Annotated in this window: 12 protein-coding genes and 1 pseudogene; 7 read left to right on the top strand and 6 right to left on the bottom strand. The window is 68.5% G+C overall.

Annotation, left to right across the window (positions count from 1 at the left end; all coding sequences use genetic code 11):
* Positions 1-307: 307 nt before the first annotated feature.
* From QCD66_RS15520 to QCD66_RS15530, 3 genes and pseudogenes are all read right to left on the bottom strand, one after another.
* Positions 308-2,629 carry an RICIN domain-containing protein gene (locus tag QCD66_RS15520; protein ID WP_375733532.1) on the bottom strand — a complete coding sequence of 774 codons (2,322 nt, stop codon included), beginning with the start codon at positions 2,627-2,629 and terminating at the stop codon, positions 308-310.
* A 461-nt stretch (positions 2,630-3,090) separates the two neighbouring features.
* Positions 3,091-4,080 (bottom strand): PaaX family transcriptional regulator C-terminal domain-containing protein, encoded by a 990-nt coding sequence (locus QCD66_RS15525; protein ID WP_375733533.1) that lies wholly within the window; start codon positions 4,078-4,080, stop codon positions 3,091-3,093.
* A 76-nt stretch (positions 4,081-4,156) separates the two neighbouring features.
* A pseudogene (locus QCD66_RS15530) lies at positions 4,157-4,296 on the bottom strand (IS3 family transposase); the annotation flags it as partial.
* Positions 4,297-4,649: 353 nt separating this feature from the next.
* On the opposite strand from QCD66_RS15530, the gene QCD66_RS15535 reads away from it, so the two are divergent.
* From QCD66_RS15535 to QCD66_RS15550, 4 genes are all read left to right on the top strand, one after another.
* Positions 4,650-5,714 carry an arabinan endo-1,5-alpha-L-arabinosidase gene (locus tag QCD66_RS15535; protein WP_375733534.1) on the top strand — a complete coding sequence of 355 codons (1,065 nt, stop codon included), beginning with the start codon at positions 4,650-4,652 and terminating at the stop codon, positions 5,712-5,714.
* An 18-nt stretch (positions 5,715-5,732) separates the two neighbouring features.
* Complete coding sequence (locus QCD66_RS15540) at positions 5,733-7,205, top strand: family 43 glycosylhydrolase (RefSeq protein ID WP_375733535.1); 1,473 nt, start codon at positions 5,733-5,735, stop codon at positions 7,203-7,205.
* Positions 7,206-7,286: 81 nt separating this feature from the next.
* Complete coding sequence (locus tag QCD66_RS15545) at positions 7,287-8,678, top strand: glycoside hydrolase family 43 protein (RefSeq protein WP_375733536.1); 1,392 nt, start codon at positions 7,287-7,289, stop codon at positions 8,676-8,678.
* A gap of 36 nt (positions 8,679-8,714) precedes the next feature.
* A complete protein-coding gene (locus tag QCD66_RS15550) occupies positions 8,715-10,340 on the top strand; it encodes a ricin-type beta-trefoil lectin domain protein (protein WP_375733537.1) in 1,626 nt (541 codons plus the stop codon).
* Positions 10,341-10,969: 629 nt separating this feature from the next.
* On the opposite strand, the gene QCD66_RS15555 is transcribed toward QCD66_RS15550, so the two are convergent.
* The 3 genes from QCD66_RS15555 to QCD66_RS15565 all read right to left on the bottom strand — a co-directional run bounded on the left by QCD66_RS15555 (position 10,970) and on the right by QCD66_RS15565 (position 13,387).
* Positions 10,970-11,896, bottom strand: coding sequence for an NAD-dependent epimerase/dehydratase family protein (locus QCD66_RS15555; protein ID WP_375733538.1), 927 nt, complete (start codon positions 11,894-11,896; stop codon positions 10,970-10,972).
* Positions 11,893-12,537 carry a MerR family transcriptional regulator gene (locus tag QCD66_RS15560; protein ID WP_375733539.1) on the bottom strand — a complete coding sequence of 215 codons (645 nt, stop codon included), beginning with the start codon at positions 12,535-12,537 and terminating at the stop codon, positions 11,893-11,895. Before QCD66_RS15560 ends, QCD66_RS15555 begins: the two co-directional genes overlap by 4 nt.
* A 454-nt stretch (positions 12,538-12,991) precedes the next feature.
* Positions 12,992-13,387, bottom strand: coding sequence for a VOC family protein (locus QCD66_RS15565; protein WP_364222439.1), 396 nt, complete (start codon positions 13,385-13,387; stop codon positions 12,992-12,994).
* A gap of 471 nt (positions 13,388-13,858) precedes the next feature.
* Between QCD66_RS15565 and QCD66_RS15570 the strand changes: the two genes are divergently transcribed.
* The 3 genes from QCD66_RS15570 (at position 13,859) to QCD66_RS15580 (ending at position 16,694) form a co-directional block, all read left to right on the top strand.
* Positions 13,859-15,157, top strand: coding sequence for a CobW family GTP-binding protein (locus tag QCD66_RS15570; RefSeq protein WP_375733540.1), 1,299 nt, complete (start codon positions 13,859-13,861; stop codon positions 15,155-15,157).
* Positions 15,154-15,408: a type B 50S ribosomal protein L31 gene (locus QCD66_RS15575; RefSeq protein WP_364222445.1), complete on the top strand. Its 255-nt coding sequence runs from the start codon at positions 15,154-15,156 to the stop codon at positions 15,406-15,408. The genes QCD66_RS15570 and QCD66_RS15575 overlap by 4 nt, the downstream gene beginning before the upstream one ends.
* Positions 15,409-15,662: 254 nt before the next feature.
* Positions 15,663-16,694, top strand: a complete 1,032-nt coding sequence (locus QCD66_RS15580) for an LLM class flavin-dependent oxidoreductase (RefSeq protein ID WP_375733541.1) — start codon at positions 15,663-15,665, stop codon at positions 16,692-16,694.
* Positions 16,695-16,768 lie beyond the last annotated feature (74 nt).

Raw genomic sequence — 16,768 nt, forward strand, 5'->3', positions numbered from 1 at the left:
GGTTGTCGCTTCGGGCTCGTCCCAGATGTCTTCTTGATGGGTCGGCGGTGGCTGAGCAGGGCGCAGACAAGGTCGCCGAAGGCGTGGACGTGGTCGGCTTCGCGTTCGTGGCCGGGGTGATCCCCGACTACCTGCGCAGCGCGACTCACGGCGGCCGCTTGCACGGGCATCGGCTGCGTGGCGTGGTTGTCGGCCCGCACCGCATTTGGCAGCGTCGGCTGTTGTCGGCGAGCGCGGCCGGCGCCCAGTGGGCGATCGCTGGTCGCCGGCCGGCTCGGGTGCGTAGCGCTGCAGAGTCTTTGCGATGTCACCGTCGGGTATAGGCGATCCTCGGTTGAGGTGGCTGGGTCATTCCGGCGCCGAGGAAGTAGTCGAGGTGGTGTGACTGGAGGTAGCCCTTGAGGGTCATGGCGTTTCGGTAGGCCGGGTTGTGCGCCAAGGTGTACAGGCGGGTGTTGGTCGGTTGGTTGGTGGTGAAGATCAGCAGTTCGGTGGAGTTGCTGTTGGTGACTACCACTTCCTCGCGCCAGTCGCCGAGGACGTCGCCGATCAGCGTCGGGTACACCCCGTACGTCTGGCCGCCGTACTGGCCCACGGTGAGCAGCCGCGGCAGGCGGTTGCTGGGCGTGGGGTTGTTCGGGTCCCACTTCTCGATCTTGCCGTCGTTGAACAGTTCCATGGTCAGGTCGCCGTCCCACCACAGGCCGTGCTGCGGCCAGGGGGCGGTGTCCGCGAGCCGCTGGTTGGAGGCGGCGTTGTAGACGCCCGAGAAGGACCAGACCTCCATGCCGGGACGGCGTGGGTCGATGTCGCCGGCCATCCCGCGCCCGTTGTCCGCGACGCCGGCCTCCACGTGCTGCCAGATCATGGCGCCCGTGGCGGCGTCGTAGTAGTACTCGCGCAGACCGCTGGGGTTGTCCTGCTGTACCCCGTATCCCTGCAGGCCCGGGCGGCTGGGGTCCATCTTGGCGATGTGGAACCGGTCGCCGTGCACGATGCCCTGCGGTGCCAGCGAATAGCGTAGGCGGCCGTCTCCGTTGAGGACGAATCCGATCTCGGCGATCTCGTCGCGGCCGTCGCCGTCGACGTCGATGATCCGGGTGTTGTGCCCGTCGGGCAGGTTCTGGTTGCCGCGCAGGAACTTCCACTGTTGGGCCAGGGTGCTGCCGTTGAAGCGCCACGCCGTGAACATGAGGTTGAAGCCTCCGTTGCCGATGCGGTTCTTCATGAAGGCGACCAGACTCGGGTTGGTGCCGTCGAGGTGGCCCACGCCGAAGCGGGCGTACATCGGGCCGTCGCTGAGGTAGTCGGTCGGCACCGGTGCCGTGGCGCGCGGCGCTCCGGTCATCCCGTCGAGGATGGCAATGTGCTGGCGGTTGTTGTCGTTACCCTGCGTGAACGTGGCTCCGTTGCCGAACCGTACGCCGTTGGCGATCCGTACGGCGACCTCCGCGCGACCGTCGCTGTCCAGGTCGTACACCGTCACCCCGTCGTTGTGGCCGACGTTGATGGTGGACGAACCGCCCTCGATGTTGTTCTGGTTCGTGCTGTTCGGCCCCATGTCGACGTCCCACAGGAACCGTCCGTCGCTGCGGTACGCCTCGATGCGCTGGGGGCTGGTCTGGCGGTCCAGCACATAGTCGTACTCACCATCCCCGTCGAGGTCACCCACCCAGACGAACTTCACCGTCCCGGTGTTGCGCAGCGGCACGCGGACCACCGGCTCGACGGCGTTGTTGGCTCTCAACGTGAAGGAGCTGCTCGCCTGCTGCTCGACACCGTTGACCACCGGCCGCACGTGATAGCTGTTCGACTGCGCCAGGTTCGCCGTGGTGTCCGTATAGTTCGTCCCGCCGGTCAGAGCGGTGGAGTTGAGCTTGACGGCAGCACCACCGGCGGTGGACCGGTACACGTTGAACCCGATTCCCTGCGGATCGAGGCCGAGCAGTCGCCACGAGACCAGCACGCTCGAGGCGCCGGACCGCACCGCCACGACTCCCCGGCCCAGGTTCTCCATCAGTCTGGTGCCGTTCGCGGGCGGAGGCGTGGTCGTCGGCGGCGGGGGACCGCCATCGACGCGCACGAGTTGCCACTGTTGGTTGGCGGCGCCGGTGTCCGGCCACTGAACGAGTTCGGCGCCGTCTGCGGTGGACCAGTCCAGCACGTCCACGGCCTTGCCGGAGTGCCGGGCGAGCAGCCGGACATGGCCGCCGTCGGAGTCAGCCAGCCGGAACTGCTGATTGGAGCTGTTGTGCTCTGTCCACTGTACTATCTGGGCACGGTCAGCGGTCGACGCTCCGGACACGTCCAGCACCTTGCCGGAATGCCGCGATCGCAGCCGGTAGAAGCCGCCGCCGGAGTCCACGAACTGCCATTGCTGCCATGCTCCGTCGTTACGCGCCCATTGGGTGATCCGAGCGCCGTCGGTGGTGGCCAGTTCGTACACGTCGAGCGCCTTGCCCGAATGCCGGTTCGGTAGTACGTACCAGGCGTTGGTGTCCACCGTCGCCGCGGATGCGGTGCCCAGGCCGAATGCCAGCCCGCCGATGGCGAGGACGACCGCGATGGTCGCGGCCAGTAGCCCACGCCGCCGGCGGCTGCGGTGTGATGGTGCCGATGTGGGTGTCACGAAAGACCTCCGTTTGCAGGTGGTGCAGGGGCGTGTCCACCGTCCGGCGCAGTGAGCGCAGGCAGATGGGAGCGCTCCCAAAGTTGCCCCGAATCTGCCCTCTTCAACTGCGGGGAGAAGGCGGGTGACCCGGAGCGCCATGTTCGAGGGTGGGGCGCGGGAGCGCGGCAATGTTAACGCAACCATCGACATATTTCGTCATGCAGGTAACCAGTCTGCAAAGGTCGTTACCTCTTCGTAACCTTCATCGAAAGGGGATCAGGTCACTTTCCCCTGGTAGGTGGCGTACTGGCCGACGGATCACGCTGGGCACCGCGGTGTCCCCGGCCATCCCGACGGTGGCGAGCGGCTGCTGGAGCCGGACGGCCACCCGGCCACAGGTCGTTCAACAGGGGGCCTGGCCCTGGTTGCCGACTGCGTCTCGTGGCGGCATGCCATAGCGTGCGTGCGGAGCTATCGGCCTAGGTGTCCGTAGAAGACGGCACGGGCGTCCGCTCGGGGAGGTCGCCCGAGAGGAGATCGGCGACGGTATTGGCGTGGATCTCCGGTAACGGGCCGGCAGCGTGAGCGGCGGCGACGGCTCGCACGTGTTGCTCGGCAGAGTCGGCCAGGCCGTCGTAGACGGCGACGAAGACATCGCGGGCGGCTTGCCGTAGCCACCCGGCCGGCAGCAGTTTCTCGGGTAGCTGCGGGTCGAGCGTGGAGAAGCGGCGGTAGGTGTCCATCACCTCGGTGCGAGTGCGGACAGCCTGCGCACCGGCTAGCTGCCCGGCGTGCACGCCCGCAACGACCTGGCGCCAGCGGCGGATGAACGTCTCGTACTGGGTGGCGATGGCGGAGAGGTCCCAGGCGTCGATGGGATTGCGACCCGCGCCGGTCGCAATGTCGAGGTGCCGGGCGCGGAACACCGTCAGAGCGTCCAGGTTCATCTCGTCAAGTTCGCTCCAGGCCTTCGCGGCAAACTCCCGCGGCGAGATCCACAGCGCGTCGTACAGCGGTGCGAACCCCATCCACCGCAAGTGGTTGCGTAGCGCACGCCGCTGCAATGCGGCCTCCTGGGGCAACGAGAACGCGACGAGTGTCCACCGGTCGTCCCACATCGCGGTGCCTGCCCCGTATGACGCTACCCAGCCACCGCCGGCGCGCAGATGAGCCGCGACGGACTGCGTGAGCCGGTAGAAAGTTTTGCGGCCCTGCCGGTTGCTCTCGAGAACGCCGCGACGGGCAAGGCGGCTGATGGCGGCCCGGGCGCCGGCGGAGCTCACGCCCGACTCCGCGAGTAGCGCGACGATCGCTGCGGACGGCAGCCAGGCTCCGGTGGACACGGTGTAGTCGGCCAGGAGCGTGACAGTCAGACCCTGTGGCGAACTGCCGGCCTGCCGCCGGGGCAACCGGATGGAACCCAACCCCTCCCTCGCGAAGATCTCTTCGATGTCGAACGGGTAGTCCACTGGGCGCTCCGGATGAAACAGGCATTTCAGCTCTCGGGTCTGCCCCGGGTTTGGTTGATTCGCGAGGTTGAGTGGTTCAGGCCGTGTGTGTGGGCCTGTTGATTGTCTCAAACTCGATCGGGGGAGTCGTCCGAGGCGTCGCTGCCGGTGCCCGCGGTGGTGGGTCCGTTCGATCCAGGTCGCGATCGCCAGGCGCAGGTCGTCGCGGGGGTTCCAGGCCAGGGTGGATCGGCGTCTTCGACATCGGCGACCTTGAGTCACCGGTGGGTCCCCCTGTGGAGACCGAGGGTGGCGTACCGCCCGCCTCGGGCGGGCGAGGTCGGACATCAACCCCTGTCCATTGACAGTATTTTGCACGGGAGGCACACTAAGTGCCGCGTGACGCGCTGAGTCGTTCATCCGAACCAGGGTGGCGGCCCGGTTCGACACCCGGCCCCATGCCCGCCTGACCGAACGGGCGTCGGCCGATTCAATGCGTTCGTTGTGAACGCTAACATCCATTGCGCTCGCTGCCTGCACCGTGCTTCCCGAGCCGGGGCAGGTGCTCAGGCGCTGATGTGGAGGGCTTCATGTCGAAGTACCTGACTCCCCGACGGGCGACGCTCGTCATGTCGGTCGTTGCCGTCGTCGCCGCGATGTCCGCCGTGGCACTGCACGCGGAGGCCGCTGCACGACCGCCCGGTAGCGCCACCGCGGCGGCAGCCGCTGCGGCACCCGTGAACGTGCTGGCGACGCCGACTACGCCGCCGGGGTCGTATCCCAACCCGGGCGTCGTGTCCGGCGCCATCGGCACCCACGACCCGACGATGGTCAAGACACCCGCGGGCACCTACATCGTCGCGCAGACCGGTGACAACATCACCCTGACCACGTCCACCGACCGCACGGTATTCCGCGCGGCGGGTGCGGTGTTCCCCGGCGGCGCTCCCTGGACCAGGGCGTACACCGGTGGCAGCGCCCGTCTCTGGGCGCCGGACATTTCCTACCACAATGGGCAGTACTACCTGTACTATTCGGCGTCCACGTTCGGCGAGAACCGGTCGGCGATCTTCCTGGCCACCAGCCCCACCGGGGCATCCGGCAGCTGGACCAACCGGGGCCTGGTGATCGAGTCCCGGACGTCGGACAACTTCAACGCCATCGACCCGAATCTGATCGTGGACGACAACGGCCGCTGGTGGCTCAACTTCGGCTCGTTCTGGTCCGGCCTCCAGCAGATCGCGTTGAACCCGTCGACGGGGCTGCGAGCCGACTCCAGTATCCGACTGATCGCCGGCCGCAACGGCGGGGCGATCGAGGCACCGCACATGTTCAAGCGCGGCCCCTACTACTACCTGTGGGTGTCGTTCGACAGGTGTTGCCAGGGCGCCGCCAGCACCTATCGGATTATGGTGGGCCGCTCGACCAGCCCGAACGGGCCGTTCGTCGACCGCAACGGCACCCGGCTGACCTCGGGCGGCGGCACCCAGGTCCTCGCCGGTCACGGCAGCATCCACGGCCCCGGACACCAGGCCGTCATCGCCGACACCGACGCCGACGTGCTCGTCTACCACTACTACGCCAACAACGGCGCCTCCCGGCTCGGCATCAACCTGCTCGGCTACGACAGTGCCGGCTGGCCGTTCGTCTACTGAGGCGGAAGGAGCATCCCCATGCGCAGAACAGAACTTCGCGCCATCCTGGCCACCGGGCTGGTCGCCGCGCTCGGTGCCGTCGGCACGGTCGCTCCGACCACCGAGGCGTCGGCGGCCACCGTCCAGGCCGGAACGCCGTACGTGCTGGTCAACCGCCACAGCGGCAAGGCACTGGACGTCTACAACCTGGCCACCGGCGACGGCGCCGCGATCAACCAGTACACCCGCAACGACGGCGCCTGGCAGCAGTGGAAGTTCCTGGACTCCGGCGGCGGCTGGTACCGGGTGCAGTCGGTACACAGCGGCAAGGTCCTCGACCTGCCCACCACCGCCGACGGCATCCAGTTGGTGCAGAACACCGACCGCAACGACGCCCGCCAGCAGTTCCGGCTCGCCGACTCGGCCGGCGGCCACGTCCGGCTGATCAACCGGAACAGCGGCAAGGCCCTCGATGTCTGGGAATGGTCCACCGCCGACGGCGCCCGGGTCTCGCAGTACCAGGACCTGGACGGCGCGAACCAGCAGTGGCAGCTGATCCCGCTGACCAGCGCCGCCGGCTCGTTCACCAACCCGATCAAGCGCAACGGCCCGGACCCGTGGCTGCAGCACCACAACGGCTACTACTACCTGGCCACCACCACATGGAACTCCACGATCACGATGCGCCGGTCGGCCACCCTGGCCGGACTGGCCACCGCCGCCGACCAGGTGATCTTCAACCTGGCCGGGCGCCCCAACGGCTGCTGCAACATGTGGGCGCCGGAGTTTCACCTGATCAACGGGCGCTGGTACTTCTACTACACCGCCGGGCAGAACGTATCCGACTACAACCCCACCCAGCGCCTGCACGTCCTGGAGTCGGCCGGCACCGATCCGATGGGCCCGTACACGTTCAAGGCCGACCTGGGCAACGAGTGGGCGCTCGACGCCAGCGTGCTCAGGGTGGGCAGCAACCTCTACCTGATGGGCACCTACAACGCCGGCGGCTCGTACGGCCAGTCCAACTTCATCCAGCGCCTGACCAACCCGTGGACGCTCACCGGCTCCCGGGTGCGGCTCAGCTCGCCGACCCTGTCCTGGGAGCGCCAGACCGGCGCCGTCAACGAGGGTCCCGAGCCGCTGTACCACAACGGCAGGGTGATGGTCGTCTACTCGGCGTCGGCGTGCTGGGGTCCCGACTACAAGCTCGGCCTGCTCACCCTCACCGGCACCGACCCGCTGAACCCCGCGCACTGGACCAAGAGCCCGAACCCGGTCTTCCAGCGCAACGACGCCAACGGGGTCTTCGCCCCCGGCCACAACGGCTTCTTCAAGAGCCCGGACGGCACCGAGGACTGGATCGTCTACCACGCCAACGACTCGGCCGGCGGCGGCTGCGACATAAACCGCTCCACCCGCGCCCAGAAGTTCACCTGGAACGCCGACGGCACACCCAACTTCGGCACTCCGGCCCGCCTCGGCGTCACCCTGACCGCACCCTCCGGCGAGTAGAGGCCCACTGCCCAGCCTGCCCCGGTACGCCGCCGGGGCAGGCGCCCCCCGCCGCGTACGACCAGTGAAAGGCAGAATGCCGTGCACCTTTCCCGACGCAACTTCACCCGCCTGGCCGCACTGAGTTCGCTGACCGCCGCCACCGGCGGTGCCGCCGTGTTCGGCATGCCGGCGCCCGCCCTGGCTGCCAACACCGCCTACGTCTTCGGCTATTTCAAGGAGACCCCGAACGAGAGCGGCGACAGTTACGCCCTGCATCTGGCGGTCAGCACCGACGGGCTGAACTGGCGGCCGCTGAACCAGAACAACCCGGTGGCGACCCCGACCGCTGGCACCCTCGGCCTGCGCGACCCGTTCATCCTGCGCAAGCAGGACGGCACCTTCGTCGTCCTCGCCACCGACCTGCGCGGGCGCATCTTCAACGAGAACAACCAGTACCTGCACGTCTGGGACTCCACCGACCTGCGCAGCTTCACCGGTTACCGCCGGATCCGGATGCATGGCCTGAACACCCACACCTGGGCGCCCACCGCGTTTTGGGTGGCCTCGCGCAACCAGTACGCGATCGTCTACTCCGCCTACAACGGCGCCGACGTGTTCATGGTCAACTACACGTCGGACTTCCGGACGGTCAGCACCAACCAGGTCTACTTCAGTCCGGGATACCCGGTGCTCGACGCCGACATCGTGGTCGACGGGTCGACGTTCTACATGTACTACAAGAACCTGGCCGACGGCCTGATCTACGGCGCCCGCTCGTCGACCGGCAACCCGAACAGCTACAGCAACTACACCAGCGGGCTACGGCAGGGCAACGCCATGGAGGCGCCGCTGCTGATCAGGAGCAACACCGGCAGCGGCTGGCGGCTCTGGGGCGACTCGTTCAGCCCGGTCAACAACGACTACTACGCGTGGTCCACGTCGAACATCGGCGGCAACTCGTGGACGCTGCTCAACCAGCGTGACTACACACCGCCGCTGAACGCCAAGCACGGCTCCATCGTCGGTGTCACCGCCGCCGAGTACGACGGGCTGGTCGCGCGCTGGGGCCTGCCCAGCTGGGTGCGGCTGAAGTCGTACAACTTCCCGGACCGGTACATCCGGCATGCCGACAACATCGGCCGGATCGACGCCTACCCGTTCGACCCGCACCAGGACCAGCTGTGGCGGATGGTGCCCGGCCTGGCCGACGCCGCCGGAGTGTCGTTCGAGTCGGTCAACTTTCCCGGCCGGTTCCTGCGGCACAGCAACTACGCGATCCGGCTGGATGCCAACGACAACACCGCGACGTTCCGCGCCGATGCCACCTTCACCCGGGTGGCCGGCCTGGCCGACTCCAGCTGGTCGTCGTTCCGGTCGTACAACTTCCCCGACCGACACCTGCGCCACTCTGGTTACGTGCTGCGCATCGACCCGATCAGTGCGAGTTCCAGCGCCACGGATCGCCAGGACGCCACCTTCCGCGTCTCCTGACTCGACAATCCGTTGTCTGTGCGGAAGCAGGTGCTCATGAAGCGATCGGTGGCGGCTCTTGCTGCCCTCGTCACCGCCACGGCGAGCATGACACTCGCCGTCCCACCCGCCGTGGCGGCGCCCGGCAGCCCGGCCGTCCGGCCACCGCTGGGCTGGAACAGCTGGAACACCTTCGGGTGTGACATCAACGAAGCCAAGATCCGTGGAGCCGCCGACGCCATGGTCAACTCCGGTATGCGGGCGGCCGGCTACCAGTACGTCGTCGTCGACGACTGCTGGCAGGCGACGACCCGCGATGCCGCCGGGAACCTGCGCTCCGACCCGGTACGGTTCCCCTCCGGCATGAAGGCGCTCGGCGACTACATCCACAGCAAGGGGCTCAAGTTCGGCATCTACCAAGCGCCGCGCGAAAAGACCTGCGCCCAGTACTTCAACGCCCTCGGCGGCGCCACCGGCGCGCTGGGCCACGAGCAGCAGGACGCCAACACCTTCGCGTCCTGGGGTGTGGACTTCCTGAAGTACGACTGGTGCTCGCCCTGGGGCACCCTGAACGACCAGATCGCCGGCTTCACCAAGATGCGTGACGCGCTGCGCGCCACCGGGCGGCCGATCGTCTACTCGATCAACCCCAACAGCGCCCACAGCAACACCGGCCCGTCCTACAACTGGAGCCCGGTGGCGGACATGTGGCGCACCACCGAGGACATCACCGACAGTTGGAGCACCGGCTGCCACGCCGACTGCTTCATGGGGATCACAGAGATCCTCGACGTGCAGGCGCCGCTGCACTCCTGGGCGGGTCCGCAGCACTGGAACGACCCCGACATGCTCGAAGTCGGCGTCCGCGGCACCTTCACGCCCACCGAGAACCGAGCGCACTTCAGCATGTGGGCGATCATGGCCGCTCCGCTTATCGCCGGCAACGACCTCACCACGATGTCCGCCGACGTGCGCTCGGTGCTGACCAACCCGGACGTGCTGGCGATCAACCAGGACAGCGCGGGCCGGCAGGCTCAGCGGGTGCGCGACTTCGGTGAGACCGAGGTGTGGGCCAAGACACTCAGCGACGGTTCGGGGGCGGTCGCGCTACTCAACCGCTCGGGCAGCACCGCGACGATCGCCACCACCGCCGCGGGGATCGGCATGCCGGCGGCGGGCGGTTACCAGCTGTTCGACGTCTGGACCAAGGCGGCCCGCAACACCTCAGGGGCGATCAGCGCGACCGTCCCGCCGCACGGTGTGGTCATGTACCGGGTCCGGACCGGCACCACCACCCCCACCACGACGTTCAGCCTTCGCGGTGCCGGATCCGGTCGCTGCCTGGACGTGCTCGGCGGCGCACCGACCGACGGCGTCCAGGCCGTCATCTGGGACTGCAACGGCGGCATCACCCAGATTATCACCAGCACCTCAGGACAGCTGCGCATCGGCGGCAAGTGCCTCGACGCCGAGAACAACGGCACCGCCGACGGGACCAGGGTGATCCTCTGGACCTGCGGCACCGGCACCAACCAGCATTGGACACTGCAATCCGACGGCACTGTCCGCGGCACCCAATCCGGCAAGTGCCTCGACGTCAACCAGGCCGCCACCGCCAACAACAGCACGGTCATCCTGTGGACCTGCACCGGCGCGCCGAACCAGCACTGGACCCGCATCTGAGCACTGCCGCAAGGCCGCTGGGGACTGTAAATAGCTCCTCTGTCAAGCCTCGGGCACACGGTCGGTGCGTAGGGCCCGGTCGACGACGTCGGATAGGCGCCGTTTGAGTATGCGGAGGGCTTCGAGGCCGCCGTCGCCGGAGTTTCGGCGGCGGGTGATTAGGTCTTTGGCGGGCTGGTGGCAGCGGGTCTGGGTCATCGCGATTCGGTGCAGGCCGTGGTTGTCTGCGACAGCCGGATCATGGCCCCGTCAGCCTTTCCGGGGCTCGTCGGTGACACTCGGTAACCCGGTGCTCGTTTGTGGTCGGAATACGATCACCGGTCCGGTGACGGTGACCGGGACACTGGGATGGAACGTCATCGCAGGAAACGTGATCACGGGCCCACTGGCGTGCAGCAACAACACCCCGCCGCCGGTGAACAACGGCCTCACCAACACGGCCGCCGGTCCGAAGTCAGGACAATGCCGCAGCCTGTAGCGATCTGAGGCTCACACCCGTGAGCGTTGCCGGGCCGAGTGACCGCGGCCCGGCAACGCTGCCGGTACCCGTGACGTCTTGCCCGCCTCGCGACTGCAGTCTCCGACGAGGAGTAGACGGTCGTTCAGCAGACGGAGGACTGCTGCCACGCTCACGTTGTCGTTCGCGCCGCGTCGAGTGAGGTCGCGATGCCCTGTGCGGTCGGCGTCGCGGTGATGCCGAAGGCTGTTTCGAACGCCTGGGAGTCGAGAGTGTATGGCGCGGTGTACTGGTAGGCCATCTCGAGTGTTTCGCGGGCGGCGGGGTTGAACAGTGCGCCGATGCGCATGGTCGTGCGGCCCATCACGTTGGTGCGGGCGCCGGGGCCGGCGGCGAGGTCGATGTACTGGTGGCCGGTGAGGGCTGGGGCGGTGGGTAGGTGCCAGGTGCGGCCGCGCGCTTCGGGTGCGGTGCCGAGGATGGCGAGGGCCTTTCCGATGTCGGGGGTGTAGGTGAGGGAGTGCGGCTGGTCGGCGTCGAAGAGCCAGGTACCGGTGTTGCCGGCGGCGATCTTGTCGAGTGCGAAGGTGTTGAAGACGCTGGTTGAGGCGGCGGGGCCGTAGAAGTCGGCGCTTCGCCCGATGGTGACGGTGAGGCCGCGCGCGGAGGCGTCGTCGAGGGTGCGGAGCGCGGCTGCGCGCACCTCGCCCTTCTTGCTGCGGGGGTTGATCGGGGTCTGCTCGGTCATGGGGCCGTCGACCTGGCCGTAGGCGTAGACGTTGTCGAGGTAGACCAGGTGGGTGTCGTGTTCGAGGGCCGCGTCGACGGTGTTGCGCAGGATCGTCGGCCACTGTTGCGCCCACACGCGGGCGGAGTACGGCAGGCCCACGGTGAAGTAGGCGACGTGGGCACCGTCGAGGACTCGGGAGACGTCGGCGGCATCGAGGAGGTCGGCGGTCACCGACCGCGCTCCGTCGGCGGTTGCGGGGCGTCGGCCGACGGATATCGGGCGCTCGCTGCGGGCGACGAGGGCGCGCACGGCCTGATGTCCGATGACGCCGTTGCCGCCGAGGATGACGTGGGTGGGGTTGGTGGTCATGATGGTGCTCGTTTCGCGTCGGTGGGGAAGAGGGTTCGGGTGACGTCTTGCTGGGCGAGGCGACGCAATCCGGCGAACAGTGGGTCACCGAGGATCGTGCCGACGACCATCAGTTCGGCCACCTGATCGGGGGTGGCGAGGCTGGAGAGGGCGCGAAGGTCGGCGGCGGCGACGGTCGCCGCCGCGGCGGCGTAGGCGCCGAGGTAGGAGTCCGGGGCCTCGAACCCGATCGCGCGGAGCCCGTCCAGGGCGCGTGCCGCCGCGTCGATGCCGGGGTTGTCGTCGGTCACCTCCCACCCCTGCGATCGAGCGAACGTGGCGATCCGTTGGCGAGCCGCGTCGCTCGGCGTCGAATCGGCCGTCCGCGGGGTGGCCATCGCGTGCTGCGCGACGCGGAAGGTCTCTGCCAGCGGTGCATCCTCCGCATCCAGTGCGGCGATGACATCCTTCGTCGCGGCGACGGAGAGGCCCCCCGTTTCCAGGAGGGCGCGGATCAGCCGGACGCGGTGCACGTGCGCGTCGCCGTAGTCGACCTGGTTCGGGGCCGAACGCACCCCTTCGGGAAGCAGGCCCTCCCGTTGGTAGTACTTCACCGCCGACAGCGGAACACCGGCGCGGCGGGACAGTTCAGATATTCGCACTATCGGATAGTAGCACTATCTGTCTGGTGATCGCCTCTGAAGGGGCACGGGAAGCTGGTAGGCGCCGAGAGAAGGCGCGACTCGACCAGAGGTGCCGTGTGCCGAAGGACAGGGCGAAGCGACCGGGGGAAGCCCCGTGGGTCAGGTGTTGTCGGCCTCGGGCACGGTGAGGGTGATAAGGGCTCATCCCGGATCCGGTGTTCCGCCGCGAGCGACACCCGACCAGGCTGGTGACCGGCCCGTGGCGCACAGGGCCGCGTCGGTCAGCTCGAACATCGCATCCGCCCGCGCGGTCAGGTGGCGGTGGTAGTCATGGCCACGGCCACCGCCTGTCCTTCGCGTCCTTGCAGGGAACCGAAGGATCATCAGGCGGTGGTCGCTCTCACGTCGGGCACCGGCACACCGAATCCACAAAGGATCAACGCGGCGACCGGCCGCCAAGGTTGAAGAAAAATCAGGATCCGGCGACCGGCGAGGCGATTCCCACGAGGACGCCGTAGGGGTCTCTGACATAGGACACCACCTGACCCCAGGCCGTGTCGTGCGGCTCGGTCAGGGCAGTGGCACCCGCCGCGACCGCGCGGGTGTAGGCGCCAGCTACGTCATCGGTGATGAAGGTGAACTCGAGCCCCGCCGGTGGCATGGCGGGGTCGAGGGCGGCGTAGGGAACTGGCACTGCCTTCGCTCCCAGTCGGTGGCTGGTGAAGGCAAGCGCCGTGCCGCCCGTGTCGAGCTGGGCGAAATCGCCTGACTCGTGAACGAACGCGCGGGAAAACCCGAAAGCCCGCTCGTAGAAGTCAACAGCTTGGACCACGTCCGAGACGTACACGATGGCGTAACCAAACCTCATTGCGGCTCCCGAGAAGTCGGTACGGAATACGGTCCAAGGCCATCACGGAGCCGACGCCGCAGTCTTGAACGAATCAGACACTGTGCGTGCGGCGGTGTAGGTGGCCCAGATGTGGTTTGGCAAATGTTCGTGCGGAGAGATCCGGTGGGCATGTGTCGGCAGGCGTCGGTCCGATGTGGGTCGCATCCGCGTCGGGAGACGTTGGAATCTCCCGGCTGCTTCCGGTGGGCCAGGGCGAGGGGGAGTGTGTGTTGCGCCCCGGCGGGCGGGGGTGGGGTCGCGGTCTCGGGGTTGCCTCCTGCGGAGTTGGTCGAGTGGCGCGGCGGATGTGCCTCGTCGACGCCCGCCGCCTCCACTGATCGCTGCCGTGCGTGGTCGCCGGGTTGTCGATGTTCGGCGACGTGTCTGTGTGTCGCGCTCCGGCGTCTGCTTATAATGACAATCGTTTTCAGTAAGCTCGAAGGGAGTGTGATGTCGACGTCACCGATCGCGCCGGCCGGTGCCGGCGTCTCCGCGGCGGACACGCGCCCGTCACTGACGGTGCTGAGCGGCTTCTGGCCGGCTGCCACGTACGCGGTCGCCCGCGCACTGCTCGCCGCGGACCCGGCACTGCTGCTGGTCCGGCATGATCTCGCCGACGTCGGGACCGGTTCGGTGCACCGGGTGGTGCGTGACGGTGCCAGCGTGCTCGAGGACGTGCGCATCGACCTGGCCCACGGCTGCGTCTCGTGCACCCTGCGCCAGGACGTGCTGTCGACCCTGGCCCGGCTGGCCCGAAGCCGCCCCGACCGGGACCTGGTGCTGATGCTGCCCGAGGTGGTCGAGCCGGAGACGGTCGCTGCCGCCTGTGTCCACTGCCTTGTCGACGGCGCGCCGATCTCCACCCTGCTGCGCGTCGACTCCTGCACCACCGTCGTCGACGCCGAGCACCTGCTCGACGCTCTGGCGAGCACCGACGACCTCAAGACGCTCGGTATCCACGCCGCGGCCGACGACGACCGTGCGTTGGCCGACGTCGTCGTACGACAGATCGAGTACGCCGACACCCTCGTGTTGTGGGGACAGTCCCGCGAAGGGCCGTACGACACCGGCCGGCTGTCGGTGCTGCTCGACCGGATGAGCCCGTGGGCGGCACAGGTCCACGTCGACGATGACATCGTCGACGCCGGCGCGCTGTCCCGCCAACTGCGCGACACCCGCCGGCACCGGCCGGACACCCCCAGAGTCCTGGCCCGCGGCCTCGAAGGGCGCGTCCTCGGCACCCACGAGCCGTATCCGGACTGTGGGGTGGTCTCCGCGGTCTTCCGTGCCCGCCGGCCGTTCCATCCCGGGCGGCTGAAAGACCGGCTCGAACGCATCAACGCAGAAGCGGTCCGTTCCCGAGGTCACCTCTGGCTGGCCAGCCAGCCCGAGACCGTGGTCGCGTGGGACTTCGCCGGTGGCGGCCTCGGCCTCGGCTCGCTCGGCCGCTGGCTGACCGTCTTGCCCGACGCCCACTGGAACGCGGTGCCCGACCAGCGGCGGCTCGCTGCGGCACTGGACTGGGACCCCTACTACGGCGACCGGCACCAGCACCTGGTCTTCATCGGCCTGGACCTCGACCCGGCCGAACTGCACCGCACGCTCGCCGGATGTCTGCTCACCGACGCCGAACTCGCCGACGGGGAGGACGTGTGGCGCACCTACGACGACCCGTTCGCCGGCTGCTTCCCGCTCGCCGACCTCGACCCCGGCCACACCCGCACCAACTCCGAAGGAGTGCCCTCGTGAAACCCGGTATCCACCCCACCTACCGGCCCGTCGTCTACCGCGACCGCGGCGCCGACTTCGCCTTCCTGACCCGCTCCACCGCGACCAGCGACCAGACCATCGAGTGGAGTGACGGCAACACCTACCCGGTCGTCGACGTCCAGATCTCGTCCGCGAGCCATCCGTTCTGGACCGGCCGCCAACGCCTGCTCGACACCGAAGGCCGGGTGGAGAAGTTCCGGGCCAAGTACGCGCGACGCGGGTCGCAGTGACCACGCTGGCCCACGGCGACTGAACGACGTTCGCCGCCAGCCTCGCCGCCGCCGATCAGGACCAGGACTGGTACGAGAGGGCGGTTCCGCGGGCCGGCTCACGACCGACGTCGGTTCCGGCGGTGTCCACGACCCTTTGGCGCCACATCGACACGAGAGGTGGCGGCGCATAGTCTTCGATGCGCCAGAGAGTGCAGCCAGGAGGAACGCATGTCGCTAACCGTTTCAACTGCTCAACCAGTCGCCCGAACCGTGTGACTGCTGACCTTTGGCGGGAGGCCCGGCGAGCCGTCGATCTGCACGTCTTCCTGCTCGCCGGGCAACAGTCGGGCACCAGCCATTCCGAGACACTGGCGGCCGCGATCGAATATGCCCTTGCCGCCGAGGAGGCCGGGTTCGCCGGGGTCTGGATGGCTGAGCACCACTTCATCAGGTACGGGGTGTGCCCATCGGCGGTCGCCTTCGCCGCGCATCTGCTCGGACGTACCAGCCGCGTCACCGTCGGCACCGCCGCGGCCATCCTGTCCACCCGGCATCCGGTCGCTCTCGCCGAGGAGGCGGTCCTGCTCGACGAGATGTCCGGCGGCCGGTTCGCCCTCGGCGTTGCCCGTGGCGGTCCCTGGGTCGATCTGGAGGTCTTCGGCACCGGGCTGGGCCGCTACACCGACGGCTTCGCCGAATCCCTCGACCTGCTGCTGGCCTGGACTTCGGGTAGGGAGGCGGTCGGCGCCGACGGTCCGCTGTTCCGGTTCCGGCCGGTTGACGTCGTACCCCGGCCACGGCGTCAGGTGCCCGTCCGGGTCGCCGCCACGGGTGCCGCAACCGTCGATCTTGCCGCGCGGCGCGGTCTGCCGTTGCTGCTCGGCATGCACGCCACCGACGCCGAGAAGGCGAGCATGCTGGCCCGCTACGCACAGGTGGCGGCCAGCTGCGGCCACGACCCCGCCACCGTCGAACATGCCAGTGTCCACCTTGCCCACATCGGCGACGACGATGACAGCGCGGGCGAGGTGGTGCGCCGGTGCCTGCCCGGGCTGCTTGCCGGTACCCGCGGGTATGTGCGCATCGACGGATCGGCGCCCGCGCGCCGCGACCTGGCGGCGTACACCGAGCACCTGATCGGTGTCGGTGCCGTCGGCTCGCCGGCCACCTGCCGGCGGCGGCTGGCCAGCAGCGTCGCCGCCACCGGTGCGCGGCATCTGCTGCTCATGGTCGAGGCGGCCGGTGAGCCGCGCAGAGTGACGGCCAACCTGCGGCGGCTCGCCGCGACGCTGCTCGCGGACTGAGCGTCGTCGCACGGCGGGCCGGTAGTGGTTGGCCAAGGGGCGGGGCCGCCGCCGTCACGCCGACCGTGTCCACG

Source organism: Polymorphospora sp. A560 (assembly GCF_045781765.1).
In the GTDB taxonomy this organism is placed as follows: Bacteria; Actinomycetota; Actinomycetes; order Mycobacteriales; family Micromonosporaceae; genus Polymorphospora; species Polymorphospora lycopeni.